This window comes from Mesorhizobium sp. 1M-11 (genome assembly GCF_001303895.1).
Classification (GTDB): domain Bacteria; phylum Pseudomonadota; class Alphaproteobacteria; order Rhizobiales; family Rhizobiaceae; genus Mesorhizobium.
Window position 1 is genome coordinate 329,666 of the sequence record NZ_LJSD01000001.1, and the last position, 26,551, is coordinate 356,216.

Annotated in this window: 26 protein-coding genes; 15 read left to right on the plus strand and 11 right to left on the minus strand. The window is 61.8% G+C overall.

Annotated elements, in window-relative coordinates; translation table 11 throughout:
* Positions 1-74: 74 nt before the first annotated feature.
* The 3 genes from AO692_RS01530 (at position 75) to AO692_RS01540 (ending at position 5,738) form a co-directional block, all read left to right on the plus strand.
* A complete protein-coding gene (locus AO692_RS01530; protein WP_054308257.1) occupies positions 75-3,749 on the plus strand; it encodes a hydantoinase B/oxoprolinase family protein in 3,675 nt (1,224 codons plus the stop codon).
* Between the two features lie 85 nt (positions 3,750-3,834).
* Positions 3,835-5,079, plus strand: coding sequence for a DUF3419 family protein (locus AO692_RS01535; protein ID WP_054308258.1), 1,245 nt, complete (start codon positions 3,835-3,837; stop codon positions 5,077-5,079).
* Complete coding sequence (locus tag AO692_RS01540; RefSeq protein ID WP_054308259.1) at positions 5,079-5,738, plus strand: class I SAM-dependent methyltransferase; 660 nt, start codon at positions 5,079-5,081, stop codon at positions 5,736-5,738. The genes AO692_RS01535 and AO692_RS01540 overlap by 1 nt, the downstream gene beginning before the upstream one ends.
* On the opposite strand, the gene AO692_RS01545 is transcribed toward AO692_RS01540, so the two are convergent.
* Positions 5,735-7,123: a serine hydrolase gene (locus AO692_RS01545; RefSeq protein ID WP_054308260.1), complete on the minus strand. Its 1,389-nt coding sequence runs from the start codon at positions 7,121-7,123 to the stop codon at positions 5,735-5,737. The two genes, AO692_RS01540 and AO692_RS01545, sit on opposite strands and share 4 nt — an antisense overlap.
* A gap of 314 nt (positions 7,124-7,437) precedes the next feature.
* Between AO692_RS01545 and AO692_RS01550 the strand changes: the two genes are divergently transcribed.
* Both AO692_RS01550 and AO692_RS01555 read left to right on the plus strand, forming a co-directional pair.
* The gene (locus tag AO692_RS01550; RefSeq protein WP_054308261.1) at positions 7,438-8,235 is read left to right on the plus strand and encodes a GH25 family lysozyme; all 798 of its coding nucleotides are present in this window, start codon (positions 7,438-7,440) and stop codon (positions 8,233-8,235) included.
* Positions 8,236-8,317: 82 nt separating this feature from the next.
* A complete protein-coding gene (locus AO692_RS01555) occupies positions 8,318-9,565 on the plus strand; it encodes a lytic murein transglycosylase (protein ID WP_054308262.1) in 1,248 nt (415 codons plus the stop codon).
* On the opposite strand, the gene AO692_RS01560 is transcribed toward AO692_RS01555, so the two are convergent.
* Positions 9,566-9,913, minus strand: a complete 348-nt coding sequence (locus tag AO692_RS01560) for an MliC family protein (RefSeq protein WP_161808026.1) — start codon at positions 9,911-9,913, stop codon at positions 9,566-9,568. It abuts the gene before it with no gap.
* Positions 9,914-9,944: 31 nt separating this feature from the next.
* Positions 9,945-11,165, minus strand: a complete 1,221-nt coding sequence (locus AO692_RS01565; RefSeq protein ID WP_054308264.1) for an alanine racemase — start codon at positions 11,163-11,165, stop codon at positions 9,945-9,947.
* A 206-nt stretch (positions 11,166-11,371) separates the two neighbouring features.
* Between AO692_RS01565 and AO692_RS01570 the strand changes: the two genes are divergently transcribed.
* Together AO692_RS01570 and AO692_RS01575 are read left to right on the plus strand one after the other, a co-directional pair.
* Positions 11,372-12,307 (plus strand): DMT family transporter, encoded by a 936-nt coding sequence (locus tag AO692_RS01570; protein ID WP_054308265.1) that lies wholly within the window; start codon positions 11,372-11,374, stop codon positions 12,305-12,307.
* Between the two features lie 532 nt (positions 12,308-12,839).
* A complete protein-coding gene (locus tag AO692_RS01575; RefSeq protein WP_054308266.1) occupies positions 12,840-13,448 on the plus strand; it encodes a YdeI/OmpD-associated family protein in 609 nt (202 codons plus the stop codon).
* Between the two features lie 15 nt (positions 13,449-13,463).
* Here AO692_RS01575 and metF read toward each other — a convergent pair whose 3' ends face one another.
* Positions 13,464-14,405, minus strand: a complete 942-nt coding sequence (gene metF / locus AO692_RS01580) for a methylenetetrahydrofolate reductase [NAD(P)H] (RefSeq protein WP_054308267.1) — start codon at positions 14,403-14,405, stop codon at positions 13,464-13,466.
* Positions 14,405-15,412: a metalloregulator ArsR/SmtB family transcription factor gene (locus AO692_RS01585; protein ID WP_054308268.1), complete on the minus strand. Its 1,008-nt coding sequence runs from the start codon at positions 15,410-15,412 to the stop codon at positions 14,405-14,407. The genes metF and AO692_RS01585 overlap by 1 nt, the downstream gene beginning before the upstream one ends.
* Before the next feature lie 119 nt (positions 15,413-15,531).
* On the opposite strand from AO692_RS01585, the gene tsaA reads away from it, so the two are divergent.
* Positions 15,532-16,038 (plus strand): tRNA (N6-threonylcarbamoyladenosine(37)-N6)-methyltransferase TrmO, encoded by a 507-nt coding sequence (gene tsaA, locus AO692_RS01590; RefSeq protein WP_054308269.1) that lies wholly within the window; start codon positions 15,532-15,534, stop codon positions 16,036-16,038.
* Positions 16,035-16,349 (plus strand): DUF2293 domain-containing protein, encoded by a 315-nt coding sequence (locus AO692_RS01595; protein WP_054308270.1) that lies wholly within the window; start codon positions 16,035-16,037, stop codon positions 16,347-16,349. Before tsaA ends, AO692_RS01595 begins: the two co-directional genes overlap by 4 nt.
* Positions 16,350-16,354: 5 nt before the next feature.
* On the opposite strand, the gene AO692_RS01600 is transcribed toward AO692_RS01595, so the two are convergent.
* A complete protein-coding gene (locus AO692_RS01600) occupies positions 16,355-17,122 on the minus strand; it encodes an SDR family oxidoreductase (RefSeq protein WP_054308444.1) in 768 nt (255 codons plus the stop codon).
* A 44-nt stretch (positions 17,123-17,166) separates the two neighbouring features.
* Positions 17,167-18,672 (minus strand): amino acid permease, encoded by a 1,506-nt coding sequence (locus AO692_RS01605; RefSeq protein ID WP_054308271.1) that lies wholly within the window; start codon positions 18,670-18,672, stop codon positions 17,167-17,169.
* 295 nt (positions 18,673-18,967) lie between these two features.
* On the opposite strand from AO692_RS01605, the gene AO692_RS01610 reads away from it, so the two are divergent.
* The 4 genes from AO692_RS01610 (at position 18,968) to AO692_RS01625 (ending at position 21,687) form a co-directional block, all read left to right on the plus strand.
* Complete coding sequence (locus AO692_RS01610) at positions 18,968-19,786, plus strand: helix-turn-helix transcriptional regulator (RefSeq protein ID WP_054308272.1); 819 nt, start codon at positions 18,968-18,970, stop codon at positions 19,784-19,786.
* Between the two features lie 27 nt (positions 19,787-19,813).
* Positions 19,814-20,293: an Lrp/AsnC family transcriptional regulator gene (locus AO692_RS01615; RefSeq protein ID WP_054308273.1), complete on the plus strand. Its 480-nt coding sequence runs from the start codon at positions 19,814-19,816 to the stop codon at positions 20,291-20,293.
* Positions 20,294-20,371: 78 nt separating this feature from the next.
* Positions 20,372-21,097, plus strand: a complete 726-nt coding sequence (locus AO692_RS01620; protein WP_054308274.1) for a DUF5343 domain-containing protein — start codon at positions 20,372-20,374, stop codon at positions 21,095-21,097.
* Positions 21,094-21,687 (plus strand): Swt1 family HEPN domain-containing protein, encoded by a 594-nt coding sequence (locus AO692_RS01625; protein ID WP_054308275.1) that lies wholly within the window; start codon positions 21,094-21,096, stop codon positions 21,685-21,687. Before AO692_RS01620 ends, AO692_RS01625 begins: the two co-directional genes overlap by 4 nt.
* A gap of 46 nt (positions 21,688-21,733) precedes the next feature.
* Here the strand turns inward: AO692_RS01625 and AO692_RS01630 are convergent, their stop codons facing one another.
* Together AO692_RS01630 and AO692_RS01635 are read right to left on the minus strand one after the other, a co-directional pair.
* Positions 21,734-22,507: a siderophore-interacting protein gene (locus AO692_RS01630; RefSeq protein ID WP_054308276.1), complete on the minus strand. Its 774-nt coding sequence runs from the start codon at positions 22,505-22,507 to the stop codon at positions 21,734-21,736.
* Between the two features lie 153 nt (positions 22,508-22,660).
* Positions 22,661-23,149 carry a peptide deformylase gene (locus AO692_RS01635; protein WP_054308277.1) on the minus strand — a complete coding sequence of 163 codons (489 nt, stop codon included), beginning with the start codon at positions 23,147-23,149 and terminating at the stop codon, positions 22,661-22,663.
* 288 nt (positions 23,150-23,437) lie between these two features.
* Here AO692_RS01635 and AO692_RS01640 point away from each other — a divergent pair, with 288 nt between their 5' ends.
* Complete coding sequence (locus tag AO692_RS01640; protein ID WP_054308445.1) at positions 23,438-24,391, plus strand: aminotransferase class IV; 954 nt, start codon at positions 23,438-23,440, stop codon at positions 24,389-24,391.
* On the opposite strand, the gene AO692_RS01645 is transcribed toward AO692_RS01640, so the two are convergent.
* Positions 24,379-24,993 (minus strand): TetR/AcrR family transcriptional regulator, encoded by a 615-nt coding sequence (locus AO692_RS01645; RefSeq protein WP_054308278.1) that lies wholly within the window; start codon positions 24,991-24,993, stop codon positions 24,379-24,381. The two genes, AO692_RS01640 and AO692_RS01645, sit on opposite strands and share 13 nt — an antisense overlap.
* A gap of 96 nt (positions 24,994-25,089) precedes the next feature.
* Here AO692_RS01645 and AO692_RS01650 point away from each other — a divergent pair, with 96 nt between their 5' ends.
* The gene (locus tag AO692_RS01650) at positions 25,090-26,121 is read left to right on the plus strand and encodes a hypothetical protein (protein ID WP_200911689.1); all 1,032 of its coding nucleotides are present in this window, start codon (positions 25,090-25,092) and stop codon (positions 26,119-26,121) included.
* Here the strand turns inward: AO692_RS01650 and AO692_RS01655 are convergent.
* A partial coding sequence (locus AO692_RS01655) for an MOSC domain-containing protein (protein ID WP_244483221.1) occupies positions 26,109-26,551 on the minus strand: 443 nt, incomplete at its 5' end. The genes AO692_RS01650 and AO692_RS01655 overlap by 13 nt on opposite strands.

The window sequence follows — 26,551 nt, forward strand, 5'->3', positions numbered from 1 at the left end:
TCGTTGAGCCGTTGCCGACCCTGGCCTTCGGCACTAACAGGGAATGGAACGCATCGAAAGGATAGGCGGCGAGCATGAAATGGGATTTCTGGATCGACCGCGGCGGTACCTTCACCGACATCATCGGGCGCGCTCCTGACGGATCACTGAGGCCGTTGAAGCTGCTTTCCGAAAACCCGGAAACCTATCGGGACGCCGCCATCCACGGCATCCGCACTTTGCTGAGCGTGAAAGCCGGCAAGCCGATCCCCTCCGGCTTGATCGGAGAGGTGCGCATGGGCACCACGGTTGCCACCAACGCGCTGCTGGAACGCAAGGGTGATCGGGTTTTGCTGTTGATCACCAAGGGGTTCCGCGACGCGCTTCGCATCGCCTATCAGGCCCGGCCCGACATCTTCGCCAAGGAAATCCTTCTGCCCGAGCAGCTCTACGAACGCGTCGTGGAGGTCGACGAGCGCGTGCGTGCAGATGGCTGCGTGGAGCGGCTGCTTGACATTGCAGCAGTCAAGCCGGCGATCGAACAAGCCAGAGCGGACGGCATCGATGCTGTCGCTATTGTCTTCATGCATGCGTGGAAACATCCCGAGCACGAAAGGGCCGTGGCCAAGGTCTGCCGCAAAGCGGGTTTTTCGCAAGTCTCGGTGAGCCATGAAGTTTCACCGCTGATCAAGTTGGTCGGCCGCGGCGATACCGCCGTGGTCGATGCCTATCTCTCGCCGATCCTGTCACGCTACGTGCAACGGGTGGCAGGAGAGCTGGGCACGGCTGCAACCGACACGCGCAGCATACCGAACGATAAGGTCGAGGCCAGCGAAGAAGCTTCGGCGAACCCGAGGCTGATGTTCATGATGTCGTCCGGCGGCCTCACAGCGGCGGACAAATTTCAGGGCAAGGACGCGCTGCTGTCCGGCCCGGCCGGCGGTGTCGTCGGCATGGTCGAGACAGCGAAGCTTGCCGGCTTCGACAAGGTCATCGGCTTCGACATGGGAGGCACATCCACCGATGTCGCCCATTGCGACGGCGACTATGAGCGCGCCTTCGACACGGAAGTTGCCGGCGTGCGGGTGCGCGCGCCGATGATGCGCATCCATACAGTGGCCGCCGGCGGCGGCTCGGTGTTGCAGTTCGAAGCCGGCCGTTTTCGCGTCGGCCCGGATTCCGCCGGTGCAAATCCAGGCCCGGCCTGCTACCGGCGCGGCGGACCGCTTGCCGTGACCGACGCCAATGTCATGCTTGGCAAGCTGCAGCCGGATTTCTTCCCCCCCATTTTCGGCGCGAACCAGGACCAGCCGCTCGACACAGCTACGGTACGCGCGAAATTCGAGGCTTTGGCCGCAGAGATCGGCGACGGTCGCTCGCCGGAAGCGGTGGCCGAGGGTTTTGTCACCATCGCCGTCGAAAACATGGCCAACGCCATCAAGAAGATATCCGTCCAGCGCGGCTACGACGTGACGGGCTATCTGCTGAACTGCTTTGGCGGCGCCGGTGGCCAGCACGCCTGCCTCGTCGCCGATGCGCTCGGCATGGAGGCCGTTCTCATTCACCCCTTCTCCGGCCTGCTTTCAGCCTATGGTATCGGACTCGCATCGATCTTCGCAGCGCGCCAGCAGGCGCTGCTGGAGCCGCTGATCGATCGATCCTTGCCTGCGATCGAAGAGGTGATTGCCGCCCTTTCCAGGGAAGTAGGCGCTGAGTTGGCTGCGCAGGGCGTCACCGGGAAAGCCATGGCGAAGCGCCCCGTGCTCCATATCCGCTACGACGGCACCGACACCACGCTACCGGTCAGCTTTCCCGACCACTCGATTGCCAACGCCAGGGCCGCCTTCGAGGCTGCGCACAAGGCTCAGTTCGGTTTCGTCTACGACGACAAGCAACTGGTGGTGGAGACCGTCGCCGTAGAGGGCAGCAATGCCGATGCCGGCCACTATGAGGAAGCATTCGCCCCTTCCGGACCACCGCGCGACAAGGCCAACGCGCAGGAAAAGCGCCGCATCTTCTCGGAAGGACAATGGCACGAATCCGACGTCTGGCGACGTGAGGCACTGCGCGCCTCGGACAGGGTTTCAGGCCCGGCGCTCATCATCGAACCCAACCAGACCATCGTGGTGGAAAACGGCTGGCAGGCTGAGATCACGCCGCGCAACCATGTTCTCCTGCGCCGAGCGTCCAGGAAACAGCGTAACGCGGCACTCGGTACCGAAGCCGATCCGGTCATGCTCGAGGTGTTCAACAACCTGTTCATGTCGATCGCCGAGCAGATGGGCGTGACGTTGCAGAACACCGCCTATTCGGTCAACATCAAGGAAAGGCTCGACTTCTCCTGCGCCGTCTTCGACAGCGATGGCTCGCTGGTGGCCAACGCCCCGCATATGCCGGTGCATTTGGGTTCGATGGACCGTTCCGTCGAGACCATCATCCGACTCAATTCGGGCGATATCCGCCCCGGTGACGTTTTTGCACTCAACGCCCCCTACAATGGCGGCACACACCTGCCCGACATCACGGTGGTCACGCCGGTTTTCGACGACCAACAGCAGAACATCCTGTTCTGGGTCGCCTCACGCGGCCATCACGCAGATGTCGGCGGCACAGCGCCTGGCTCGATGACGCCGCTCGCCACCACCGTTGACGAAGAAGGCGTTCTTTTCGACAATTTCCGCCTCGTCGAACGCGGTCGTTTCCGCGAGGCCGAACTGGTGCGCCTGCTCACGGACCATCGGTATCCAGCCCGCAACCCGGCACAGAACATTGCCGACCTCAAGGCGCAGATCGCCGCCAACGAGAAAGGCGTGGCCGAGCTGCGCAAGATGATGGCGCATTTCGGCCTGCCTGTCGTCGAGGCCTATATGGGACACGTTCAGGACAACGCCGCCGAAAGCGTGCGCCGCGTGCTCGAGCGTTTGCCCGACACATCGGCCTATGAATATCCGACCGACACAGGTCAGGTCATCAAGGTGAAGATCACCGTCGACCGTGCGAAGCGTGAGGCAACCGTCGATTTCACCGGCACGTCGGCGGTCATGAAAAACAACTTCAACGCACCGGAACCCGTCGCGCGCGCAGCCGTGCTTTATGCCTTCCGTGTGATGGTCGAAGACAATATCCCGATGAATGCCGGTTGCCTCAGACCGATAAATATCATCATCCCCGAAGGCTCGATGCTAAAGCCGTCCTATCCTGCTGCCGTCGTCGCCGGCAATGTCGAGACCTCGCAGCACGTGACCAACGCGCTGTTCGGCGCCATGGGTGCAATGGCCAATGCCCAGGGCACGATGAACAACCTCACCTTCGGCAATGATCGTCACCAATATTACGAAACGATCTGCTCCGGCTCGCCGGCAGGGCGCATGAACGATGGCCGCGGTTTTGCCGGCACTTCGGGCGTTCATACCCACATGACCAATTCGCGCCTGACCGACCCGGAAATCCTGGAACTGCGCTTTCCGGTGCTGCTGGAAGACTTCCGCATCCGTGAAAACTCCGGCGGCAAGGGACACTGGAATGCCGGTGATGGCACGCGCCGCTCGATCCGCTTCCTTGAGAAGATGGAATGCGCGATCCTGTCCTCCCACCGCTCGCATCCGCCGCAAGGCCTCGATGGCGGCGATGATGGCGAGGTGGGCAGCACCAAGGTACGCCGCCTCGACGGCAGCGTCGACGTATTGAAGGCCTGCGACCAGACCATTCTGGAGCCTGGCGAAGTGGTGATTGTCACCACGCCGACGCCGGGAGGATTCGGCAAGGCCTAGGTCCGTCATCAACGGCTGCTGTCACCGCACTGTCATGACGCTGCGCTACGCGCTTCGCCCAACGTAAACGGGGAATCGCCTTGCCATGTCGGACGTTTCTGCGGAACTGGTTTTCAGGCGCGGCAAGGAAGTGGGAAAAGCGGTCTACCAGAACCGCGCTCTCTCCAAGGCCGGCATCTCGGAACGCCTGTTCGCCCTGCTCTTTTCCGGTCTCGTCTACCCTCAGATCTGGGAAGACCCCGACATCGACATGGAAGCTATGCAGCTCGGTGAAGGCCATCGTGTCGTCACCATCGCATCGGGTGGCTGCAACATCCTGGCCTATCTGACGCGGTCGCCTGCCAGGATCGACGCGGTCGATCTCAATGCCGCCCACATCGCATTGAACCGCATGAAGCTGACGGCGGTACGCCATCTGCCTAACCAGGCCGACTTGTTCCGTTTCTTTGGCGCAGCGGGCATCGAGCACAATTCAGCCGCTTATGACCGCTTCATCGCTCCCAATCTCGATCCGATCAGCCGCCATTATTGGGAGAAGCGCAATTGGCGGGGGCGCCGTCGCATCGAGGTGTTCGATCGCAACTTCTACCGCACCGGCCTGCTTGGCCTGTTCATCGCCGCCGGTCACCGCACGGGCCGCCTTTTCGGCGTCAACCCGACCGGTATCATGGCGGCCAGGGATCTTGCCGAGCAACGCCGTTTCTTCGATGAGAAACTGGCCCCGGTATTCGACCGCAAGCTCCTTCGCTGGGCCACGTCACGCAAAGCCTCGCTCTTCGGGCTTGGCATCCCACCGGCGCAATACGATTCGCTGATCACCTCGGGCGACGGCTCGATGGCCAGCGTGCTGAAAGCCCGCCTCGAGAAGCTCGCCTGCGATTTCCCGTTGAAAGACAATTATTTCGCCTGGCAGGCTTTCGCGCGGCGTTATCCCGATCCGGGCGAAGCTGCCCTTCCAGCCTATCTGGAAAAGGAAAACCACGCGGTTCTCAAGGCCAATGTCGGGCGCGTCACCATCAACCATGCCAACATGATCGAGTTCCTCGCCGCCAAGGATGCCGGCACCGTCGACCGTTTCATCCTGCTCGACGCCCAGGATTGGATGACCGACGGCCAGTTGAATGCGCTCTGGACGGAGATCACCCGCTCCGCATCGCCTGGCGCCCGCGTCATCTTCCGCACCGCTGCCGAGCCGAGCCTCCTGCCTGGCCGCGTCTCGTCTTCGCTGCTCGACCAGTGGGTCTATGAAGAAGATGCCTCGCGCGACTACTCCGCCCGCGATCGCTCGGCGATCTATGGCGGCTTCCACCTCTATGTGAAGCGCGGCTGATGAGCGCCCAGGACCTGCCGGCGAACCATGCCGATCTGATGGACGGCGTCTATCGCTGGCAGCGCCACATCTATGACCTGACCCGCAAATATTACCTGCTCGGTCGCGACAGGCTGATTGTCGGCCTCGACGTTCCGGCCAACGGCAGCGTGCTGGAACTCGGCTGCGGCACCGGCCGCAATCTGGCACTGACGGCGCGACGCTATCCCGATGCCCGCCTGTATGGCCTCGATATCTCCGCCGAAATGCTCGTGAGCGCCCAGGCCGCCATCGCTCGCGAAGGCATTGCCGGCAGGACCCTGCTCGCGCGCGCCGACGCCACCGACTTTGACGCCCAGGCGCTGTTCGGCGTCGCGCGCTTCGACCGCGTCTTCGTTTCCTATTCCCTCTCGATGATCCCGGGCTGGGAGAAGACAGTGGCTGCCGGCCTTGCCGCTTTGGCGCCCGGCGGTTCGCTGCACATCGTCGACTTCGGCCAGCAGGAGCGCCTGCCCGGCTGGTTCCGCTCGCTGCTCAGGGCGTGGTTGAAAAAATTCCACGTCAGCCCGCGTGAATCACTGCGCGAAGTGCTTGAATCGGAATCCGCCAAAGCCGGCGCAAGCCTTTCATTTGAAAGGCTTTATCGTGGCTACGCCTGGTTGGCGGTGGCCAGGCGCTAGTCTCCTTTCAACACCTTCGCCAGCGCCGTGGTCAGATTTTGCGGACGGTAGCCGAGTTTGGAAGGCGTCAATCCCAACCGCACGATGACCAGCTTCTGCGACGGGATGACGGCGACCGTCTGGCCATCATGGCCTTCCAGCCAGTATGCGTCTGCCGGCACGCCAGCCTTGGCGGTGGCGCCGGGATCGTGCTCGTTCCCGGGTGCCTCGATCCACAACTGTCCGCGCGTATAGATGCCGTCGGAAGCGGGCGCCGGCTCACGCATCCAGGATACGAAGCCGGCAGGCAGGATTTCCTGCCCGTTCCACACGCCGTCCTGCAACAGGAACTGGCCGAAACGTGCCCAGTCTCGCGCGGTGGCATAGAGATAGGAAGAACCGACGAACGTGCCCTGCTCGTCGGTCTCCAGGACCGCACTGGTCATGCCGATCGGTTCGAACAGCTTGAGCCGTGGCCAGGTCAGCGCCTGCTTGGGATCGGTAAAGGTGTTCTGCCAGATACGCGACAGCATCACCGCCGTGCCGCTGGAATAGGAATAAGCCTTGCCGGGTTCGCCCGTCAGCGGCTTGGTCGAAGCGAAACCTGCCATGTCGGGTTCCTGATAGAGCATGCGCGTAACGTCGGTCACCGCGCCATAATCTTCATTGAATTCCAGCCCGCTCGACATCGCCATCATATCGGCCAGCGTGATGGCAGCGCGCTTGTCGGCCTTCCAGTCCGGGAACAGGCCCTGATCGGTAATGGCGAGCTTGCCCTCCTTGACCAGGGTTCCCACGATCGCGGCATTGACCGACTTGGTCATCGACCAACCGAGCAGCGGTGTCTTGTCCGAAAAGCCGGCACCGTAGCGTTCGCCCACAATGCGACCGTTCTGCACCACGACCACGGCGCGCATGCCGGGGCCGGTCAGCGAGACATCGTCGAGGATCTTGATGACCTCCGGGTCCTGCGAGGGTTCGACACGGCCGCCCGCCGGCCACAGCACGTCCTGCACCACAGGCGGGACGAACAGGTCGGTCGAGATGGTCTTGGCCGCCGTCACATTGCCGTCGGGCACATTCGCGCAGCCAAGTCCCGGCCGCAGCACCGCCGTGCCCCTGCCGAAGACACCGAACAGGCCGGCACTGACAGTGCCAGCATCCTTGTCGACATCAAGCATCATCAGCTTCAGGATCGGATGTCCTGGAGCCTGCACGTCCACCGCCAGCACCTGTTCGGCGTCACGCCCGGCCAGGAACACATTGGAACACACGATCTTGGCAGTGTAGTTGGCGGCAACGCGGATCAACGCCGGCGGCGCCACCCACAGCCACACCACTGCGCCAACCACCGCGATGACGACCAGAGCCAGCAGCCATTTCAGTATTTTGCCGACGACGCGCATACACACAGCCTCCCAACCCCATTTCCGCACCCAATCTGCCGCGATTGTCCGCCCCGCCGCAACTGGAGATGTTGAGGCACCGGCAGCTTACCCCCTGCTTCACAGAACCGTGAGCCGCCCCTTCCGCGATTGCCCCCACACGCTGGATAAGTCATCACGATCCTTGCGTATTCGCCCGCGTCAACCGATTATCAACCATGTTGGGTGATTGAAGTGGGATGCGTGGCGGCAAGTGGGGACACCGCAACCGGCTAAGAACCGGACAGAACGACCCATCCGCGACCGGCGGTCACCGGTCTGGACTTGATTTTCGGATGCGTCGTCTCGCGATCCTGCTCTGCTTCACTGCTCTTTCCGCCTGTTCGACCGTCGACGCGCTTACCCCGGTGTCACCCGGCTCCAGCGGCCCCTCGGTCGCGCTGCGTGCACCGCGTTTCGCCGATTCCAAGCCACATGAGTGGGACAGCGGCGCACCGTGGTCTTATGCGGTCCACGGCACGGACGTATCGAAATACCAGACCTCGGTGAACTGGCAGAAGGCCAAAGCCAGTGGTGTTTCCTTCGCCTTCATCAAAGCGACCGAAGGCGGTGACCGCGTCGACGACATGTTCGCCGACCATTGGCGCGGCACCAAGGCTGCCGGCGTTCCGCGCGCAGCCTATCATTTCTATTATTTCTGCCGCCCCGCGGCGGAACAGGCACGCTGGTTCATCGAGAACGTACCGAACGACCGATCCTCCATGCCACCAGTGCTCGACATGGAATGGAACCCGCAGTCGCCCACCTGCAAGCTCAGGCCGCCGGCAGAGACGGTGCGCTCGGAGATGAGCATCTTCCTTGGCATCGTCGAGAAGCACTACGGCAAGAAACCGATCATCTATACATCCATCGACTTTTTCGACGACAACAACCTGTCGACCTTCCGCGGTTATCCTTACTGGCTGCGTTCAGTGGCCGGCCACCCGACGCAGAAGTATGGCAGCCACCCCTTCACCTTCTGGCAATACACCGGAACCGGTGTCATTCCAGGTATGAAGGGCGACGCCGACATCAACGTCTTCAACGGCTCCGAAGCCGCCTGGAACAAGTGGCTGCGGCAGAACACCCGTTGACAGGGCGGCCACGGCCTGCTTTTCGACACTGACTTTCGCCGGTCTTTGTACCGCGCCACGAAATCAGTCCGAAAGGAAGACCATGCGACTGCGCTCCAGCCTCATCGCGGCGCTGCTGCCGGTATTGGCAGCAACCTCCGCCATGGCGCAATCCGCGCCCGCAGACCAGCAGTCTGCTCCCGCAGCCACGCAAAAGCTGGATCCCACCGCCGCGCCCTGCGGCGGCGATTTCGATATCTGGAAGCAGGGTGTCGCGGAAGAAGCCAAGGCGGCTGGCGTCGGCAAAACCGGGCTCGACGCACTTGAGAACGCAACCTTCGACACCCGCGTCCTGGCTAGAGACCGCGCCCAGGGCGTGTTCTCCCAGACCTTCACCCAGTTCTCCGGCCGCATGATCTCGGCCTACCGGCTGAAGCAGGGCAATACCATGCTGCAGAAATACGGCTCGGTCTTTTCCCGCGCGCAAGATGAATTCGGCGTACAGCCTGCCATCGTCACGGCTTTCTGGGCGCTGGAGACCGACTTCGGGGCGGTGCAAGGCGACTTCAACACGCTGAATGCACTGGTCACACTCTCGAACGACTGCCGCCGCCCCGCGGTATTCCGCCGCCAGATCGTGCCGCTGCTCAAGCTGATCGACCGCGGCGATCTGCCAGCCGACGTCCAAGGCGCATGGGCCGGCGAGATCGGCCAGACGCAGATGCTGCCGATCGACTACCTCGAAGACAGCGTCGACGGCGACAATGACGGCAAAGTCGACCTGCGCAACAGCGCACCCGATGTCATCATGACCACCGCCAAGAAGCTCGAGATCAAGGGCTGGAAGCGCGACCAGCCTTGGGTACAGGAAGTACGAGTGCCGGACACTTTGCCCTGGGAGCAGACGGCGCGCACCAACAAGATGCCGATCAGCCAATGGAACCAGTGGGGTGTCACCAACCCGGACGGTTCGCCGCTGGCAGATAACGGCCTGAAGGCCGGTCTCGCGCTGCCGATGGGCCGCAAGGGTCCCGCCTTCCTGACCTATGACAATTTCGACGTCTACATCGAGTGGAACCAGTCCTTCACCTATGCGCTCACCGCGGCGGTAATGGCGACCCGTTTCGCCGGCGCGCCGGCCTATGACCCGCGCAATCCGGAGCCGGGCCTCAGCATGGAGCAGATGAAGGAATTGCAGACCAGGCTGGAAGCCAGGGGCTACGACGTCGGCAAGGTCGACGGCATCCTCGGCACCAATACGCGCGATGCGGTACGGAAGGAACAGGCCAGGCTCGGCATTCCTGCCGATGGCTGGCCAACGCCGGAGCTTCTCGAAAAGCTTTCGGCGTGACTATTCAGCCTGCTTGCAGGTGACCGGTTTCTGCGGGCTTTGCATCAGGTCGGTAAAGGTTGCCTCGCTGCCTTTGGTCCACCACTCATACTGCTGTCCGACATAGCGCGCACCGGAGCCGCTGATCACTGAAACGGCGACGACTGTGGTCTTTCCGAGATCCAGCACGGCGAACTGATTGGCGCTGGTGTTGATATAGGTGACGGCTACTTTCTGCCCGGGACAAACATACGCCATGCAGGTCGTGCGCGGTTTCTCTTTCCCGGGCAACTTGAGCGTCACGGTCGTCGCCGAGGCCGTCGCGGTCAAGGCCAGCAACGCTCCTATGAGAGATGCAGCGCCTTTCACGATCGTTCTCCCCATGGATGAACCCTCCCGCTTAATCCGCCATTGTCTCCAGGCTGGCGAACCCCTGCGGCGCCTCGCCCTCGTCGAAAGGCGTCGTCACTTCCACGAAAGTGTCGGGATAGAAGCCGTTGAAGCGGGTCCTCAGCGACAGCGAATAGGCGCCGATATGGCCGATCTCGATCCAGTCGCCGGTGTCCACCGTTTCTGGCAGCCAGAATGGCCGTGAGAGGATGTCGACGGAATCGCAGGTCGCTCCGCAAACCTTGAACGGCACGATGTTTTTCTCCGAACCGTTGCGTGAGCGGATCGCAGGATCGGGAATGAAGCGCGCCGGCAAGGTGATCTTGCCAGTCCAGGAATCCGACAGCGAAGCCCAGATGCCGTCATTGATGTAGAGCCGCCTGCCCTTGCGCAGAAGCACGCGCACGATCAGGGAAAGGCAGCGCGCCACGATCACGCGGCCGGGCTCTGCCACCAGCGGCATCTGGTCGAAGCCATACTCTCTCAGATCACCCGATAGCCTGGACATGATCTGGCCGAGCGATGGCATTTCGACATGTTTGCGGTTGGGGTCGTGACCGTATTCTGCCGGGAAGCCACCGCCGACATCGAGACCCGCGAGATCGAAGGAAAGACGGTTGCGCACCCAGTCGGCCGAGGCCAGTGCCCTCTCGTAGGTGTCGGGATCCTCAATCTGGCTGCCGACGTGGAAGCACAGCCCGACTTTGTAGCCGGTGCGCGCCAATCGTTCCGCCAGTTCCACCGCATTCGCCGGCCCTGCGCCGAATTTCTTGGACAGTTCGTAGGCTGCATGGCCCTTGGTCTGAACACGCACGAAAACGGTGAGCGCACCGGGATCGATGTCGAGCGCGCGCACCACGCGCGTCAGCTTGGTGATCTCGTCCTCATGGTCGATGGCAACGACGCGGATGCCATATTTCTCCAGCGCCAGCTTGATGTCGGACTGCGCCTTGATGGGATGCATGTAGAGCATTTCCGCATCCGGAGAGACTGCGCGCACAGCGGCGAATTCGCCTGGAGATGCGACGTCGAAGGCGGTGACGCCGGCCTCGGTCAGCGCCTTCAGGACGATCTGCTCGCCATTGGTCTTCACCGCATAGGCGGTCTTGCCGGGGAACATATCCATGAACTGCCGCGCATCGGCCTTCAGCACTTGCGGACGGAAGCAGTAGATCGGATCGTCGGGGCGAAGAGCGAGGGCTGCCTCGCGGGCATTTTCGAATCGCTGCATGAGGCGAATCCCTTTCTCGGTATGCGCAGTTAAACCTCACTAGCCGGGAAAGAAAACAGGAGCGTGTCCATTCGTTTTGCCCATGAACCCACTGACAAACCTGTCAGGAGCCTTGTTCCCGCCAGCAGGATTCGGGTGGCGGTACGATCCAGGGCGGCTAGTTTCAGAAGGCCAGCAAAGCACCGCGCAAGGGGGCGCGATCCGTTATGCGCACAGCCACTCAGGCCGCCCAGACCGGCCCAATGAGTCTCAAGGACTGGGGCCAGCTTCTGCTGCTCGGGGCGATCTGGGGTGGCTCCTTCTTCTTCGCCCGCGTCGCAGTGGCGGAAATGCACCCTCTGGTTCTGGTGCTGTTTCGCGTGACAATCGCGGCGGCTGCACTGCACATCTATCTCTTGTTGCGAGGCCCATCGTTCAAATTGGCATTGCCGCATATTGGCCTGTTCTTCCTGCTGGCCCTCACCAACAACGTCATCCCTTTCTCGCTGATTTTCGCCGGCCAGACCGAGCTTGGCGCAGGCATTGCTTCGGTGCTGAATGCGACGACGCCATTCTGGACGTTGATCGTGGCCAACGCCATGACCGCCGACGAGAAGCTGTCCTGGAACAAGCTCGCAGGCATCGGGCTCGGCATCGCCGGTACCGCCGTCATGGTCGGCCCTGGCGTGCTTGCCGGTCTTGGCGGACCTGTGTGGCCGAAATTCGCGCTGATCGGCGCTTCGCTGTCCTATGCCTTCGCGCTGATGGTGGCGCGGCGGCTGAAGAGCGTGCCGCCACCCGTGCTGGCGACCGGCCAGTTGACTGCCTCGACCATCATCATGATCCCGGTCATTCTCTTGACCACGGGACCCGCTGGCTTGTTCTCGGCCAGCGCATCCGTTTGGGCAGCGGTCTTCGGCCTGGCATTGCTCTCCACCGCCTTCGCCTACATCCTCTATTTCAACCTTGTTGCCTCGGCCGGCGCCACCAACGCCTCGCTGGTCACGCTGATCGTACCGGTAAGCGCCATCCTGCTCGGCATCGCTTTCCTGGGCGAACATATCGAGACGTTCGAGCTCTTTGGCATGCTTCTGATCGGCCTGGGTCTGGTCACCATCGATGGGCGCCTGTTTGCTCGCCGAGAGACCGTTCTGAAAAGTTGAAGAGAACGAGCGGGAGAATGCTCCGAAGCGGAGCGTGCTTTTCAGCGTGCGAATTTCGCAGTGCAACAGCTTGCTGTCCGTCGCCCGATATAGCCTATTTTCAGGCTGTCTCCGACACCTTTCAGCCACAATTTATACACAGCCGACACCTCTGCATTTAGCCAAGGAATTCAAGGCATAGCGGCAAAATCGAAGTCGAAATTTCTAAAGTCTTGTCGCATTGCAGCACATTTTCTCCTTGTGTGTGACCGAAATGCCTCTAGACTCGGTTCATAGTTTTCCAAGAGGAGGCTATGTCATGGGACTTACAAGGCCACTCAATGCACTGATGATTTGTGCTGCATTTGCGTTCATCGGCGCCCTCATTGTGGGCGTTCTTCCATAAGGCCGCAGCAGCGGGGGAAGTCAGCACCATATAGTTCAAACCATTGAAAAGGCCGGGGAAACCCGGCCTTTTTCTCTTCCGGAACTTTTGCATTCGGTTCCGCTCCGCCCTATAGTGACCAAGGGGCCGGGGTCAGGATGGCGAGCGATGCGGATCGACGAATCCGGTGCCCGAAACGACGCGCAGACGCTTTTTCTTGCCAGCCGTACTGCGTGGCGCGACTGGCTGGAGAAAAACAGTGGTGCCGCGAACGGCGTGCGGCTGGTCATCCGCCACAAGACCAGCGAAACACCGGGCGTTCATTTCCACGAAGCGATCGAAGAGGCGCTCTGCTACGGCTGGGCCGACGGCCGCGCGACCAAGCGTGACAATGACAGTTTCTACCTCACCTTCCGGCCCCGCTCGGCCAGCAGCGCCTGGGATCGCATCAACCGGGAGCGTGCCGAAAAGCTGATCGACCATGGCCGTATGCGTGACGCCGGCCTTGCTGCGATCCACCGCGCCAGAAGCGCCGGCACATGGGAAGCCTCGATGGGGGCGAAGCCGCTCGGCCTGCCGCCGGATTTGCAGCGGGAATTCGACGGGAACCGCATCGCTTACCGCAACTTCGAGCGGCTGCCCTCGCCTTCCAGAACGCTGATCCTGAGTTGGATCGACAGGGCAGGCCAGCCAGAGGCGCGCCGCCGCCGCATCGAGCAGACAATCGCATTGGCCGAGAGCAATGCGAGCGTCAGCCGGGCGCGAGCGGACGATTAGGTTGTCTCCGCCCGCTCAGGCTGCCGCCGAACCCGTCTTGGACTGACTTTCCGATACCTCTGGTGCCGTCTGATGCGCACGGATACCGATCATGTGGCAGATGGCGAAGACGAGATCGGCGCGGTTCATCGTGTAGAAATGGAAATCGCCGACACCACGCTCGACGAGGTCGAGCACCTGTTCCGCGGCCACCGCGGATGCCACCAGCATGTGCGTCTGCGGATCGTTGTCCAATCCCTCGAAGCGCTCGGCGAGCCAGGCCGGCACATGGGCACCGGCACGCGAGGCAAAATTCGCCACCTGCCGAAAATTGTGCACCGGTTGGATACCCGGCACGATCGGAATGTAGATGCCGGCGCGGCGCACCCGCTCGACGTAGCGTTCGTAGAGATCGTTATCGTAGAAGAACTGGGTAATCGCCCGTTTGGCGCCATTGTCCACCTTGCGCTTCAGCATCTCGATGTCTGTGGCGAAATCCGGGCTCTCCGGATGCTTTTCCGGGTAGGCGGCAACGGAGATATCGAAGTCGGCGATCGCTTTGAGCCCACCCACCAGCTCGGCGCCATTCTGGTAACCACCGGGATGCGGCGCATAGGCTTGGCCAACGCCGGAGGCCGGGTCGCCACGCAGCGCCACGAAGCGCTTGATGCCGGTGGCGAAATAGTCGCGGATCACCGCATCCACCTCCTCGCGCGTCGCCCCTACGCAAGTGAGATGCGCCGCCGCCGGGATGGCGGTTTCATTGAGAATGCGACGCACCGTGCGCGCCGTGCGCTCCCGTGTCGAACCGCCGGCACCATAGGTAACGGAAACGAAGTTCGGCTTCAGCGGCTCCAGCCGCTTCACCGTTTCCCACAGCCGAACCTCCATCTCGTCGGTCTTCGGTGGGAAAAATTCAAATGAAACCCTGATCTTGTCACCGATGTCGGGGCGACGGGAAAAACGGAACTGGTTCATCAGGCAATTTCCCGCACGGATTGGGTTTCAGGATTGGGGTCGGCGATCAGCAGACGGCGGTCACGGCCGAGCCAGAGCTTGACGGTGAGCTTGGCGTCAGAGCCGCCGCGCGGCTCGAAGTCCTGGCTTTCCTCAAGGTCGAGCCCGGCCTCTGCAAACCAATCGGCGATCTGCCTGTCGGAAAAGCCAAGGCGCTGATGCGCGTGCTCGTCACGCAGGAATTCCAGCGTGTGCGCAGCGAAATCGACGATGATCAGTCGCCCTGAAGGCCGCAGCAGCCGCGCCGCGGCACGAATGGCCGGCGCCGGATCGTCAAGATAATGCAGCACCTGGTGGATGGTGATCAGGTCGAAGGAATCGCGCTCCACCGGCGGCGAGAAGATATCCCCCTGGCGTACCTGCGCATGGGCTACACCTGCCTGGTCGAGATTGGCGCGAGCCACCGCCAGCATCTCGCGCGACATATCGATGCCGACGCCGCGCCGATAGAGCGGTGCAAAGATTTCGAGCAGACGGCCGGTGCCGGTGCCGAGATCGAGCATCGACTGGAATGGCCGCTTGCCGACCAGCTTGAGCAGTGCCGCTTCGACCGCCCGCTCCGGCACATGCAGCGAGCGGATCTGGTCCCAGCTTGCCGCGTTGGTCGAGAAATATTCGGCGGCGCGGTCCTGCCGCTTGCGTTTCACTCTCGCCAGCCGCTCGAGATCGCGCTCGATCTGCGGGTCGTCGCCCCGAATGCCGGCAATCAGCCGCAGCACGAAGTCGCGTGCATTGTCCAGATCCGAGAGGCGAAAGAACGCCCATGAGCCTTCCTGGTAGCGGCCGATCAATCCTGCCTCGAGAAGCAGCTTGAGATGGCGCGACACGCGCGGCTGCGACTGGCCGAGGATTTCGGTGAGGTCCGACACCGTCAGGTCGCCGCGCGCCAGCAGCGCCAGAATGCGCAGGCGGCTGGATTCGGCGGCGGCCTTCAATGTATCTACCATTGTGTCGAGTGCGACTTGCATCAGCGTTGCTCGCGAAAAGATATAAACATATGTTTATGTCAAATTCGCAGACAGCGCAATTGCCAATGTCGCTGCATGGCCAGAAAATGGCGCAGTCTCTTTGCGCGGGGAAATGAGCGATGTTCGAGATGCGTGATGGCGAGGAAACGCTGGAGCAGGATCCAGCCACGCTACCGTCCGACGGCCATATCGTCTTCATCGGCCATGTGCTCTCGCCTTGGAAAGACCGCTCAAGCTGCCCCAAGAACATGCGCGCGGCGCGGGAAACCATCCAACCGGCATCGCTGCAGATCGACCAACCCTACCGCGCCGGACTGGTCGGTCTCGAACGAACCAGCCACATCCATGTTTTGACCTGGATGCACCATGCACCGCGGAATCTGATTGTGCAGAAACCGCGCCATGCAACTGAAGCCACAGGTGTTTTTGCACTGCGCTCCCCGGTCCGGCCGAACCCGATCGGCCTTCATTCGGTGCGACTGGTCTCGCTCGACGTGGAAACCGGGCGCATCGAGATCGAGGCTATCGACGTGCTCGACGGCACGCCGGTCATCGACATCAAGCCTTATTTCCCGTCAGTCGATGTTTTGGCCGACGCGCTTATGCCGGACCGGAACGACAGATGAACGCCCCCACCGGCCGCCGCCGCGCCATCGCCAAGGCGCTTACCGCGCTTTTACCCCTGGCACCCTATGCCGACATGGAGCGCATCCGTACAGAAGCGGGCGCAGTGCATATGAAGACCTTGCCGCCGGGCATAGCGGTTTGGCTGGCCACCATCGCGCATGTCCGCCACCAGCATACCGACTACGAAAAGCTGCTGTCGGAGGGTTACGATCGCGACTCGGCGCGTTTCTTCGTCGTCGACCAGACCAACGAGGTGCTGACGCGCTGGCGCGCCACACGCTTGCTCGATCCTGACGACGACGAGGATTGAATTGCTCAGATCGCCGTGAAGGCGTTGTCGACGAACAGATGCGCGCCGTTGACGAAGCTCGACTCGTCGCTGGCCAGGAACAGCGCCACCTTGGCCACCTCTTCCGGTTCGCCGATACGCCCCTGCTGGGCGGCGATGGCCGCCTCCGAGACATCGACACCAAGGCCTTGCAGCTCCGCCACCTCACGCAGGCCGTGCGGCGTGCGGATGAAGCCCGGGCAAACCGCGTTGCAGCGGATATTCCGGTCGCGGAACTCGACCGCGATCGCCCGCGCGAACATGTGGCATGCACCTTTGGTGGTGTCGTAAAGCACTTCCATCGGCGTCGCCGCTACCGCCGAAATCGACGAGGTGCAGACGATCGAGCCACCGCCGGCCGCGATCATGCCTGGCAGCACGGCGCGTGTCATCAGGAACATCGAGCGCACATTGACGGCGTGCAGCCAGTCCCATTCCGTCACCGTGGTTTCCAGGAACGGCTTGATGACGATGGTGCCAGCATGATTGAACAGCACTGTCGCCGGCCCGAAGGTCTCGGCAGCAGCCTTCACCGCCGCCACCACCGCCGCCTCGTCTGAAACATCAGCCACGAAATACGCGGCCTTGCCGCCTGCGGCTTCGATCTCCGCAACGGCAGCAGCCGAAGCGTCCGCGTTGCGGTCGACGATTGCCACTTTCGCGCCTTCCGCCGCGAACAGTTTTGAAGCAGCGCCACCCATGCCGGTCGCACCGCCCGAGACGATCGCGACCTTACCCTGCAGTCTTCCAGTCATGTTCTTGTCCTTGCTGTTTTCGTGCTTGCCAGCCTGACCCGATCTCATTCGGCCGGTTGGCCGCGCATGCCACCCGACACGGCGAATTCCTCTTCGGGCGACAGCACCAGGCGGTGCCGACGATAGAAGCCAAAATAGCCTAGGCCAACGGCGTACCAGACGGCCGCAGCGATCGCCGCCCAGCGATAGAGTGGATCGAAGAACTGATAGCCTAGTGTGATCAGGCAGATCAGGATCGTGGCATAGGCGCCGAACCGGCCAAACGGGCTGACAAAAGGTCGTTCGATCGCGGCATAGAGCGTGCGTAGCTTCAGGAAGGCGATGCTCTGCATCACGTAGGACACCATGCCGGCAAAGACGATCATCGAGACCAGGAACCCGCCCATGAAAGCGACATTGTGCCGGCCGCCCAGGAACCAGACAAGCAGCAGCATGAACAGCGCAAGGGCCGAGCCCGCGGCGAGCGCGATATTTGGTGTCTTGGTGCGGGCATTGGTCACCGACAACGTGGTCGGCAGATAGCCGGCACGCGACAGCGAATAGATGTTGCGGCCCGAGGCGAAGGAGCCGGCGAAGAAGGAAGCGGCAAGTCCCAGCACCGCGACCGAGGCCAGAAGCTTCGCCCAGCCGTCACCGAATATGGTGCGGAAACCGTCGAGCAGCGGTTCGCCGGACGAGCCCATCGCGTGGGCACCTTGCGGGATGGAGGCGCTGAAGAACAGCACGCCGAGCGCCAGCGCTGCCAGGGTCAGGATCGACAGGATCAGCGCGCGTGGCATGTCCCGCGTCGGGTTCTTCGCTTCTTCGGCGGTGAGTGGCAGCTGTTCGACGGCCAGGAACATGTAGACCGCGAAAGGCAACGACAGCATCACACCCGTGAAGCCGAAGGGCAGCCACTCGCCATTCCCTTCGGGCAATAGCGTCGAACCCTGCGGACCGGCCGCGATGTTCAGCGCATAGCGAGTGAAGTCCAGATGCGGGATGGCGACGACGAAGAAGAACAGAAGCACCGCGATCGCAGCCACGGTCACATAGATGACGACCCGCATCGAAAGCTCGAGACCGCGCAGCGACAGTCCCAGCATCACCACGTAACCGCCGACCCACCACAGCGGCAGCACGCTTTCCGGCGTGCCGAATATGGCGGCGAGATAGGAGCTCATGAAGAACATGTTCGCGGCTGGTGCCAGCACGAATTCGATATTTTCGGCAAGACCCGTGGTGAAGCCGCCCCACGGTCCCAGCGCCGTGCGCGAGAAGGAATAGGCGCCGCCCGTATGCGGCAGCGCGGCACTCATCTCACCGATGGAGCAGCACAGGCAGATATACATGAAGCCGATGATCAACGCCGCCAGAAGCAGGCCGCCGAAGCCGCCTTGCGAGAAACCGATGTTCCAACCCGAATATTCACCGGCGATAACCGCGCCCACGCCCATCATCCAGAGCGAGAACAAGCCGGCATGCCGTTGCAACTGGCGTTGCTCGAAGTAACTCTGGTCCACGGTCTGATATGTGACGCCGCTTGTCCGGCCGTCGGAACTTCTGCTCATCTTTGTCCCCTCCTTCAAAAGAGGGTCGCCGCCAATCCCTGTCGATTGGCCCTGGCCCTCCCATGGTTATCCGGCATAGTTTCAGCGCCGCGCACGGGGCGAAATATCCCCAAAGGGATATGGCCTGAGGGATAGCTGCTGTCGTGATTTCGAAGTTCGACCGATCCTCCATACGGTCGCCTTTGGCGACTCGAGATAAGGTCGCCCGGACGACTCGCATGGAGCGGCGAGCGGATTTCAGACGGGACTGGAATATGCAGGCTCACGATCCGTTGGACAGGGAGGGTCGATGGCAATGAACGATCAACTCGCAGCCTGGCATGCGGCAACCCCGGAACTGGTGGCGCATCTCGGCAAGACGGGTTTCATCGAACGGCTGGATGTGGCGCTGCGAGCCGTCGTCCCATTCGACCTGTCGTGCATCTTCGCCTATCCCGGGCGAGACCGGCCTCACCTGCTCCATGACGGATTGGGCGAGGTCTCCTCGCAGCAGATCATGCGCAACTACCTCGACGGGACCTACCTGCTCGACGCCGTTTATTCCGCCTGTCTGCGCCGCGCGCCCAAAGGCCTGCACAGGCTGGTCGACCTCGCGCCGGATGCCTTCTTCGAGGCCGAATACTACAACTCTCCCGACGTCCATCCCTGTATCTCGATGGAGACGGGTTCGCTGAGCGAAGAGATCGTCTTCCTGGCGCCGTTGCAGCCCGGCCTCTATCTCGCCTATTCGCTGCTGCGGGCGAATTCCAGCGTCACATTCTCGCCCGCAGACTTCGACCGCCTGCAGCATACCGCCCCGCTGGTGACGATGCTCATCAGCCGGCATTGGGAACATCTGGCGCCAGAAACGACTGCCGAACCCGGTCAGCCACACGATGCCGACGATGTGGAGCGTGCTTTTGCCACTTTCGCGCCGTCGCGGTTGACGCGCCGCGAGCAGACCATCGTCAGCCTGGTGTTGCGCGGCCATTCATCCATGTCGATCGGCCGCATCCTCGGCATCGCCGAGGGCACGGTGAAAATCCACCGCAAGAACATCTACGCCAAGCTCGATATCTCCAGCCAGACCGAGCTGTTCAACCTGTTCATCAAACATCTGCTGAGCGAGCGCTGAAGCTCCTTTCGGCAGCCCGGGAAAGCAATGGCCAAGGACACGACCCGCACGCCACTGGACGATCTCGACCGACGTATCTTGGCGGCACTTCAGGAAGACAACCGGCTTTCCTTTGCAGAACTCGCCGAACGCGTCGCCTCATCCGCCGCATCCTGCATGCGCAGGGTGCGGCGGATGCGGGAGGAAGGCGTCATAATCGCCGATATCGCCCTGGTCGACCCACAGGCCGCAGGCAGATCGCTGACGGCGGTGGTCAATGTCGAACTGGAGAGCGAGCGGCTCGACCTGATCGACGCCTTCAAGCGCGAAATGCGCAACGCACCCGAAGTGACGCAATGCTACATGGTGACCGGCGACGCCGATTTCGTGGTTGTCGTGACGGTCGAGGATGTCGCCGCCTTCGAGGTCTTCACCAAGGAACGGCTCTACGCCAACCCCAATATCCGCAAGTTCCGCTCCATGATCATGCTCGATCGCGTGAAGTTCGAGCCACGTGTCGTGTTCTAGCGAGCAGGTTGCCATTTTTCGCCGACACCTTGCAGAGTGAAGCCGTTGCGGTAAGCTTCAGTTGGGTGGGGAAATATCATGGCAAAGCAACCGAATCCTGCAGACGTCACGAAAGCTGTAGAAGATACGAACGAGGTAGCGGAGGAAGCTTCCGCGCCCTCCGCCGACAAAGGTAAGCCAAGAGAGATCAAAGGTGGCGTTCCCTATACACCGTCTCCCGGCGTGTTCAAACGCGCGCTGGAGGGGATCATAACTGCGGAGCGACCCGACAAATTCAGTCCCGACTTCATGGAGACGATCCTCCACCTGACGGGTGGTGGTGCCAGAGCGGTGCCCCCGATATTAAAGAAGATGCAATTCCTGAGTCCTGACGGCTCGCCTACAACTTTGTATTCGAAGTTCAAGACCGACGGCGGTCGGAGTCAGGCAGCATACGAAGGGCTACGCAACGCGTTTGGCGAGCTGTTCAAGCGGAAAGAATTCGTGCATCGCGCCGACGAAACCGCTGTGAAGGATGTCCTCGTCGAAATTACCGGCCTAAAGAAGACCGACCCTATCGTTCGCCTGATGTATGCCTCCTTCGAAGCTGTCCGCGCGTTTATAACGTCTGACGTCGTAAAGGAGGCGGATGCGGGCCGCGAAACCGACGTCGGGCAGACATCTGAAAGAATCCTCCAAGATCGGCCGATCGATGGAGTGAAACTTGGCTTGTCGTATCAGATAAACATCGTTTTGCCGGAAACCGAAAACATCGCCGTCTTCAATGCGATCTTCAAAAGTCTGCGGGACAATCTCCTCAGATGAGCCAGGAAGATCATATTGAGCTGTTCATCCTCAAGAACGCGGTGATAACTCACGATCTTCGGACCGCCTTCAATGTCAACAAGATCGGCAATACGAGAGGAGCGCTTGAAGCCCAGGCTGACTCACTCGTCGCCGACTACTTGAGGCAGGTAGGCTTCGAGACCCTCGCTGCTGCCGAGCGGATGAGCGAGTTCTATAAGCTCTTCTACGCACTAGAGAACGACATGCGAGAGCTAATCGAAGCGACGATGATCGAGAGCAGCGGAAACGGCTGGTGGAAGACCTGCGTCCCCCAAGTCGTTAGAGAGAACGTTCAAAAGAATTATGATCGCGAGGCGGCTGAAGGATTGCCCCCTCGTTCGGACCGCCTGATCGACTACACGACCTTCGGCGAACTCGGCGAAATTGTGAAAGACAACTGGGACGTCTTTTCGGGGATGTTCTCCAATGCTACGCGAAACAGAGTTCTTCGCGTCATCAACAGACTGAACCTCGTCCGAGGACCAATCGCGCACTGCAGTTTTTTGCCGGAAGAAGAAGCGATCCGGCTGAAGCTGGCCATACGCGACTGGTACAAGCTCATGGAATAGAACTCGGCTCGAAGCCGCCGCACACTTTTCTTGAATTTATTCATGCTCACTCGAACTTCTCATGGGCATCCGCGCGGCCCATGACCCAATAGCCGGAAGCTTTCATCCAGCTCAGCGGATGGCCACGCTCCTGGACGAGAAAACTGCGGATGGCCCGCGTCACCAGGGCTTCAGCCGCAATCCACACGAAGGTTCCGGGCAACAGGCCGATCGTCTTCAGGATCGCCAGCAACGTGCTCGGATCGCTGCTGTCCGAAATCGAACGGTGGGCCCACAGCGTGAGCAGGTCGGCGCGCGTGTCGAACACCAGATGCTCCTGCGGCCCGGTCACGGCGACGATGCTCGTCATGCGGGTGCCCTCGCGAGCTTCCTCGATGCGGCGAGCGATGGCGGGAAGCGCTGTCTCGTCACCGATCAGAAGCCAGTGCCGGATATCCGGCGAGACGATTGTCGAGCCCTTCGGTCCACCGACCTCCAGCCTGTCGCCCGGCCGTGCATCGATCGCCCAGTTCGTCGCCGGGCCGGCGTCATGGAGTGCGAAATCGATGTCCAGCGTGCGCGCCTCGGCGTCGTAGCGCCGCGGCGTATAGGAGCGGGGCACGACCTCTCCCGAAGGCGTCGGCACGAAGATCTTGATGTGGTCGTCGGGTGCGAGGCTTGCGAAATCATGCAGCTCGTCGCCGGAAAAGACGATGCGCAGCATGCCGGGCGTCAGGCGGATGCTTCGTTCGACCCGAAGCGAGCGGCGCCTGAGGTCGAAGCGAACGCGTTCGATGCGCGGCGCATCCACGGGACTGTTGGCAGTGGTCTGGATATTCATCTGTGTCCTCTCAAGGCTCCTGGCCTCGATCTGCTGGACACAGCCGCGCAGACCGAGGCAAAAGCCGTTCGATCTTGCGCGTTGGGTGACGTTAACGCTTACGGCCAGTAAAACTGGCTGATGACCCTCAACTAGGTCGCCCCGTTTCGCCTGTCAACTCTGGGCGTGGCGCTCCAAAGCTGCAGCCTCGGCTCGATCCACCATCAAGATCCCGTCGAGATGATCCACCTCGTGCTGCACCAGTTCGGCAAGGTCGGGTTCGAGACGCTCGAAGACGCGACCCTGTCCATCGAGACCCAGGCATTCGAATGTGACGGTCCGGCTGCGTGTTACCGGCACTTTCCGTCCGGGGATGCTGAAGCAGTCGTCCCACACGGAAAAAGTCTCACTCGAGCACCAGGTGATGCGCGGGTTTACGGCAACGAAGGTACCCAGCCGGCAGTCGAAAGCGATCAGCCGCCAGGGCGAGCCGATCTGCGGCCCGGCCAGCCCGCGACCGAAACCGAGCCGGGTCTTGAGATCGGCCAGCGTATCGGCAAGGTCGACGGCATCCTGCCGCCAATCGTCTTTGGCGGGGTCGACGGCCAGTGCGACCTGCCGCAACCGCTCATCACCGATCAGAACGACTTCCCTCACCGTCATTGCCACTCTCCTTTTCGACGATGCGTGAAGATAAGGCACTCATTGGAACCGAATGCGTCAAAGAAAGCCGGTCGGTGAAACATATCCGATCAAGCAAGCGCAGGTTTGAAACAGCTGTTGCGGGTTCTCCTTGATCATTCCGTTTCAACGGCCCGGTCACTTTGATCGCCGCATAAGCATGTGGCCCGCCATTTTGACGGAAATGGCGCATCGTTTGCGGGCATTTTCCATCAGAAGATGCCGTTGGAACTCGATGCGTCCCGAGCCGATGCGCCAGCCGGAGGAAACATGGACCAGACCGTCAACCCCCTGCCCGCCCTCGAAAGCCGGCATGTAGATCCGCACAGCTATCCGGCCGGCGTCGCCTTCCTCGACGGGCAATATCTGCCGATGTCGCAAGCGAAGATCTCGGTGCTCGACTGGGGCTTCCTGCATTCGGACGCCACCTACGATACCGTTCATGTCTGGAACGGTCGCTTCTTCCGGCTGGATCTGCATATCGAACGTTTCTTCGGTGGCCTGGAGCGGCTGCGCATGTCGATCCCGTACACGACGCGCGATCAGGTGGCGGAAATCCTGCACAACTGCGTGGCGCTCTCCGGCCACCGCGCTTCCTACGTCGAGATGCTTTGCACGCGCGGTGCTTCCCCGACATTCAGCCGCGATCCGCGCGATGCCATCAACCGCTTCATGGCTTTCGCGGTACCGTTCGGCTCCGTCGCCAACGCCGAGCAGCGCGAGCGCGGCCTGCATGTCGCGATCAGCGACCGCATCCGCATCCCGCCGGCGTCGATCGATCCCGCAATCAAGAACTATCACTGGCTCGATCTCGTGCGCGGCCTCTACGACGCGTATGACCGCAATGCGGAGACGGCACTGCTGCTCGACTTCAACGGCAACGTCGCCGAAGGTCCGGGCTTCAATGTCTTCGCGGTCGAAGGTGGCAGGTTGGTGACGCCAGCCGTCGGCGTTCTGGCCGGCATAACCCGGCGCACGGTTTTCGACCTCGCAAGCGAACTCGGCCTCGACTGCAAGGCGGTTGACGTGAGCGTAGCGGCGCTTAAAGCGGCCGACGAGGTCTTCATCACCTCTACCGCCGGCGGCATCATGCCGGTGACGGTGGTCGACGGCATCCCGATCGCCGACGGCAGGGTTGGACCGGTCACCAGACGACTGGAGAAACTCTATTGGCATAAACACGAGGATCCGGCCTGGTCGGAACCGGTTGCCTACCCCAGCTGAGCTGCCTCGGCCTTGCCACGCCCGATCAGCCAGCCGATCACCGTGCGCAGTTCCGCCGTCTGCAATGCGGCATCGAACCCGGCGTTGCCAGAGGCAAGGAAGCTGGCGTCGAAGAGATGTTGAATCCAGGCGGCGGCGCGTTCCGGCGGAAAGGCGAGTTGGGCGCCGTGATCGGCCATGCGTTCCAGGAGGATGGTGAGCGAACTCCTTGCCTGCTCTTCGTCCTCACCGAACATTCGTGCAAACGCCTCGTCGCGACCGATTTGCAGCAGCGCCACAGCCATGAGCCCCGGCGCTAGCGGATTGGCGAGATCGTCGAAGAGATGGTGCAGGATGCGGTTGAACCCGGCTTCCGGATCGTCTTCGGCTTCGGCTTCACTGTAGACCGCAGCCATTCGCGCGAAGGCATCTCCAAACAGGCCATGCACGATGTCGAGCTTGGTCGGGAAATAGTGGAACAGCGTACCGGAACCAATGCTGGCGCGGCGGCAGATCGCGGCGGTCGAGGTCCCGTCGACGCCGTTGGCGGCGAATTCCTCGGCGGCGGCGACAAGGATGTCGGCGCGCTTGCGGGCATGTTTCTCAGGATCGACGGTGCGCATTGGGCGATCTCGGTCGCTTGACAGTTTTCGGCTTCTCGATCAATATTAGAGCATACGCTCCAATAATAGCCAAGGGCTTTTCGGATGCCTTCCGCGTTGACTGTCTTGTCGAAGCCAGTGCTTGGCCAACGCCTGCTCCCGTTGATCGGCCTGTTCCTGCTCTCGCCCATCTGTGCCGAGTATCTGATCGGCTATGCCGAAAGCACGTATCACCCGCTGGAGATGATGTGGGGGCTGCTTGTCTTCGCTCCCCTCTACGGTTCGATTGCGCTGCTCATCCGCGAGATCGCGCGTCGCACCGGACGCGGCTGGCCGACCATGCTGCTGCTCGCCGCCGCCTTCGGCTTGATCCAGGCCGGGCTGATCGACCAAAGTCTGTTCAACCCGCATTACGGTGCCGACCTGAACATCCCCTATTGGGACGCCGAAAGGCTGCCGACCTGGCTTGGTCAACTCGGCATCAGCGCCAATCTGACGCTGGACTTCGTGAGCACCCATATTGTCTGGAGTTTCGCCGCGCCGATCGCGGTGGTGGAATGCTGCGCACCACGCATCGCCGACCGGCCCTGGCTCGGACGCATCGGAATCCTTCTGATGGTGTCGCTCTATCTGGCGGCAGCCGCCTTCGTCTTCGACGATCATTTGAGAGTCACGGGTTTCATGGCAACGAAGGCGCAACTCGTTGCCACAGTCGCTTGCGCCCTATTGCTCGGCATCGCCGCCTTACTCGTGCCGGTACACACCGAGGAACGCGCGGGCTACGTGCCGGCGCCATGGCTGGTTGCCGCCTTTGTGCTTGCCATACTCGCCCTGCACATCTTCTCTTCGCCGGATTGGACCGGCGTGTCGGCCTCCCTGCTCGCTTTCGCCGGCTGCGGGGCGCTGATTGCGACGTGGTCTGGCCGCATAGCGTGGAAAAACAGCCATGTGCTTGGCATAGCCGCTGCCGCTCTCCTTGCTAACGCGCTGACTTCCTTTGTTATTCAACCCGCCGGCGAGCCGGCGCTTGCTGTGAAGTACGCAGTCAACGGAGGCATGCTGCTTGGCGTGCTCGTCCTTGCGGCACTGGCCTACCGCCAGTTGCGCACGGCCAACGACGAAGGATGGCGGCGTCCTCAGGCGCGGTAGATCCACTGCTCCGGCACGCGCACCGAAATTTCTTCGCCCGTCGCAACAACCCCGGGCTTTTCCACCCAGGCGACAAGCCCGCGCAAGCGCTTCGCCACCTTGGGAAACAGAAGCGAGCCGGCATCCTGGTCTTCCATGCGGGCATTTTCCGCAATCGAGCGGCCGGAAAGGCGGCAGGGACCATTCTGCGCGTCGATCTTCAGTGTGACCCCGCCCGCGAAGAACAATAGCGTTGCCGAAGGCAGCATGGACAAGTTCGACAGGCCGTCGATCACCAGATTGGCGCCGATCCATTCGGGCTTAATCTCGGCAAGTCCCATACGCTCGGCCACCACGGCCAGCTCGTCGAAGGCAACGATCGACACCTGCCGCTCGTTGCGGATTTCCGTCCCGCGCGGATACCATGGCTCGCGCCCACCCGAACGGCGGG

What these genes read in the sequence shown, in the direction of transcription:
- AO692_RS01530 (WP_054308257.1), top strand. Translation starts at nt 75, where the DNA reads ATGAAATGGGATTTCTGGATCGACCGCGGCGGTACCTTCACCGACATC.
- AO692_RS01535 (WP_054308258.1), top strand. Translation starts at nt 3,835, where the DNA reads ATGTCGGACGTTTCTGCGGAACTGGTTTTCAGGCGCGGCAAGGAAGTG.
- AO692_RS01540 (WP_054308259.1), top strand. Translation starts at nt 5,079, where the DNA reads ATGAGCGCCCAGGACCTGCCGGCGAACCATGCCGATCTGATGGACGGC.
- AO692_RS01545 (WP_054308260.1), bottom strand. Translation starts at nt 7,123, where the DNA reads ATGCGCGTCGTCGGCAAAATACTGAAATGGCTGCTGGCTCTGGTCGTC.
- AO692_RS01550 (WP_054308261.1), top strand. Translation starts at nt 7,438, where the DNA reads ATGCGTCGTCTCGCGATCCTGCTCTGCTTCACTGCTCTTTCCGCCTGT.
- AO692_RS01555 (WP_054308262.1), top strand. Translation starts at nt 8,318, where the DNA reads ATGCGACTGCGCTCCAGCCTCATCGCGGCGCTGCTGCCGGTATTGGCA.
- AO692_RS01565 (WP_054308264.1), bottom strand. Translation starts at nt 11,165, where the DNA reads ATGCAGCGATTCGAAAATGCCCGCGAGGCAGCCCTCGCTCTTCGCCCC.
- AO692_RS01570 (WP_054308265.1), top strand. Translation starts at nt 11,372, where the DNA reads ATGCGCACAGCCACTCAGGCCGCCCAGACCGGCCCAATGAGTCTCAAG.
- AO692_RS01575 (WP_054308266.1), top strand. Translation starts at nt 12,840, where the DNA reads ATGCGGATCGACGAATCCGGTGCCCGAAACGACGCGCAGACGCTTTTT.
- metF (WP_054308267.1), bottom strand. Translation starts at nt 14,405, where the DNA reads ATGAACCAGTTCCGTTTTTCCCGTCGCCCCGACATCGGTGACAAGATC.
- AO692_RS01585 (WP_054308268.1), bottom strand. Translation starts at nt 15,412, where the DNA reads ATGCAAGTCGCACTCGACACAATGGTAGATACATTGAAGGCCGCCGCC.
- tsaA (WP_054308269.1), top strand. Translation starts at nt 15,532, where the DNA reads ATGTTCGAGATGCGTGATGGCGAGGAAACGCTGGAGCAGGATCCAGCC.
- AO692_RS01595 (WP_054308270.1), top strand. Translation starts at nt 16,035, where the DNA reads ATGAACGCCCCCACCGGCCGCCGCCGCGCCATCGCCAAGGCGCTTACC.
- AO692_RS01600 (WP_054308444.1), bottom strand. Translation starts at nt 17,122, where the DNA reads ATGACTGGAAGACTGCAGGGTAAGGTCGCGATCGTCTCGGGCGGTGCG.
- AO692_RS01605 (WP_054308271.1), bottom strand. Translation starts at nt 18,672, where the DNA reads ATGAGCAGAAGTTCCGACGGCCGGACAAGCGGCGTCACATATCAGACC.
- AO692_RS01610 (WP_054308272.1), top strand. Translation starts at nt 18,968, where the DNA reads ATGAACGATCAACTCGCAGCCTGGCATGCGGCAACCCCGGAACTGGTG.
- AO692_RS01615 (WP_054308273.1), top strand. Translation starts at nt 19,814, where the DNA reads ATGGCCAAGGACACGACCCGCACGCCACTGGACGATCTCGACCGACGT.
- AO692_RS01620 (WP_054308274.1), top strand. Translation starts at nt 20,372, where the DNA reads ATGGCAAAGCAACCGAATCCTGCAGACGTCACGAAAGCTGTAGAAGAT.
- AO692_RS01625 (WP_054308275.1), top strand. Translation starts at nt 21,094, where the DNA reads ATGAGCCAGGAAGATCATATTGAGCTGTTCATCCTCAAGAACGCGGTG.
- AO692_RS01630 (WP_054308276.1), bottom strand. Translation starts at nt 22,507, where the DNA reads ATGAATATCCAGACCACTGCCAACAGTCCCGTGGATGCGCCGCGCATC.
- AO692_RS01635 (WP_054308277.1), bottom strand. Translation starts at nt 23,149, where the DNA reads ATGACGGTGAGGGAAGTCGTTCTGATCGGTGATGAGCGGTTGCGGCAG.
- AO692_RS01640 (WP_054308445.1), top strand. Translation starts at nt 23,438, where the DNA reads ATGGACCAGACCGTCAACCCCCTGCCCGCCCTCGAAAGCCGGCATGTA.
- AO692_RS01645 (WP_054308278.1), bottom strand. Translation starts at nt 24,993, where the DNA reads ATGCGCACCGTCGATCCTGAGAAACATGCCCGCAAGCGCGCCGACATC.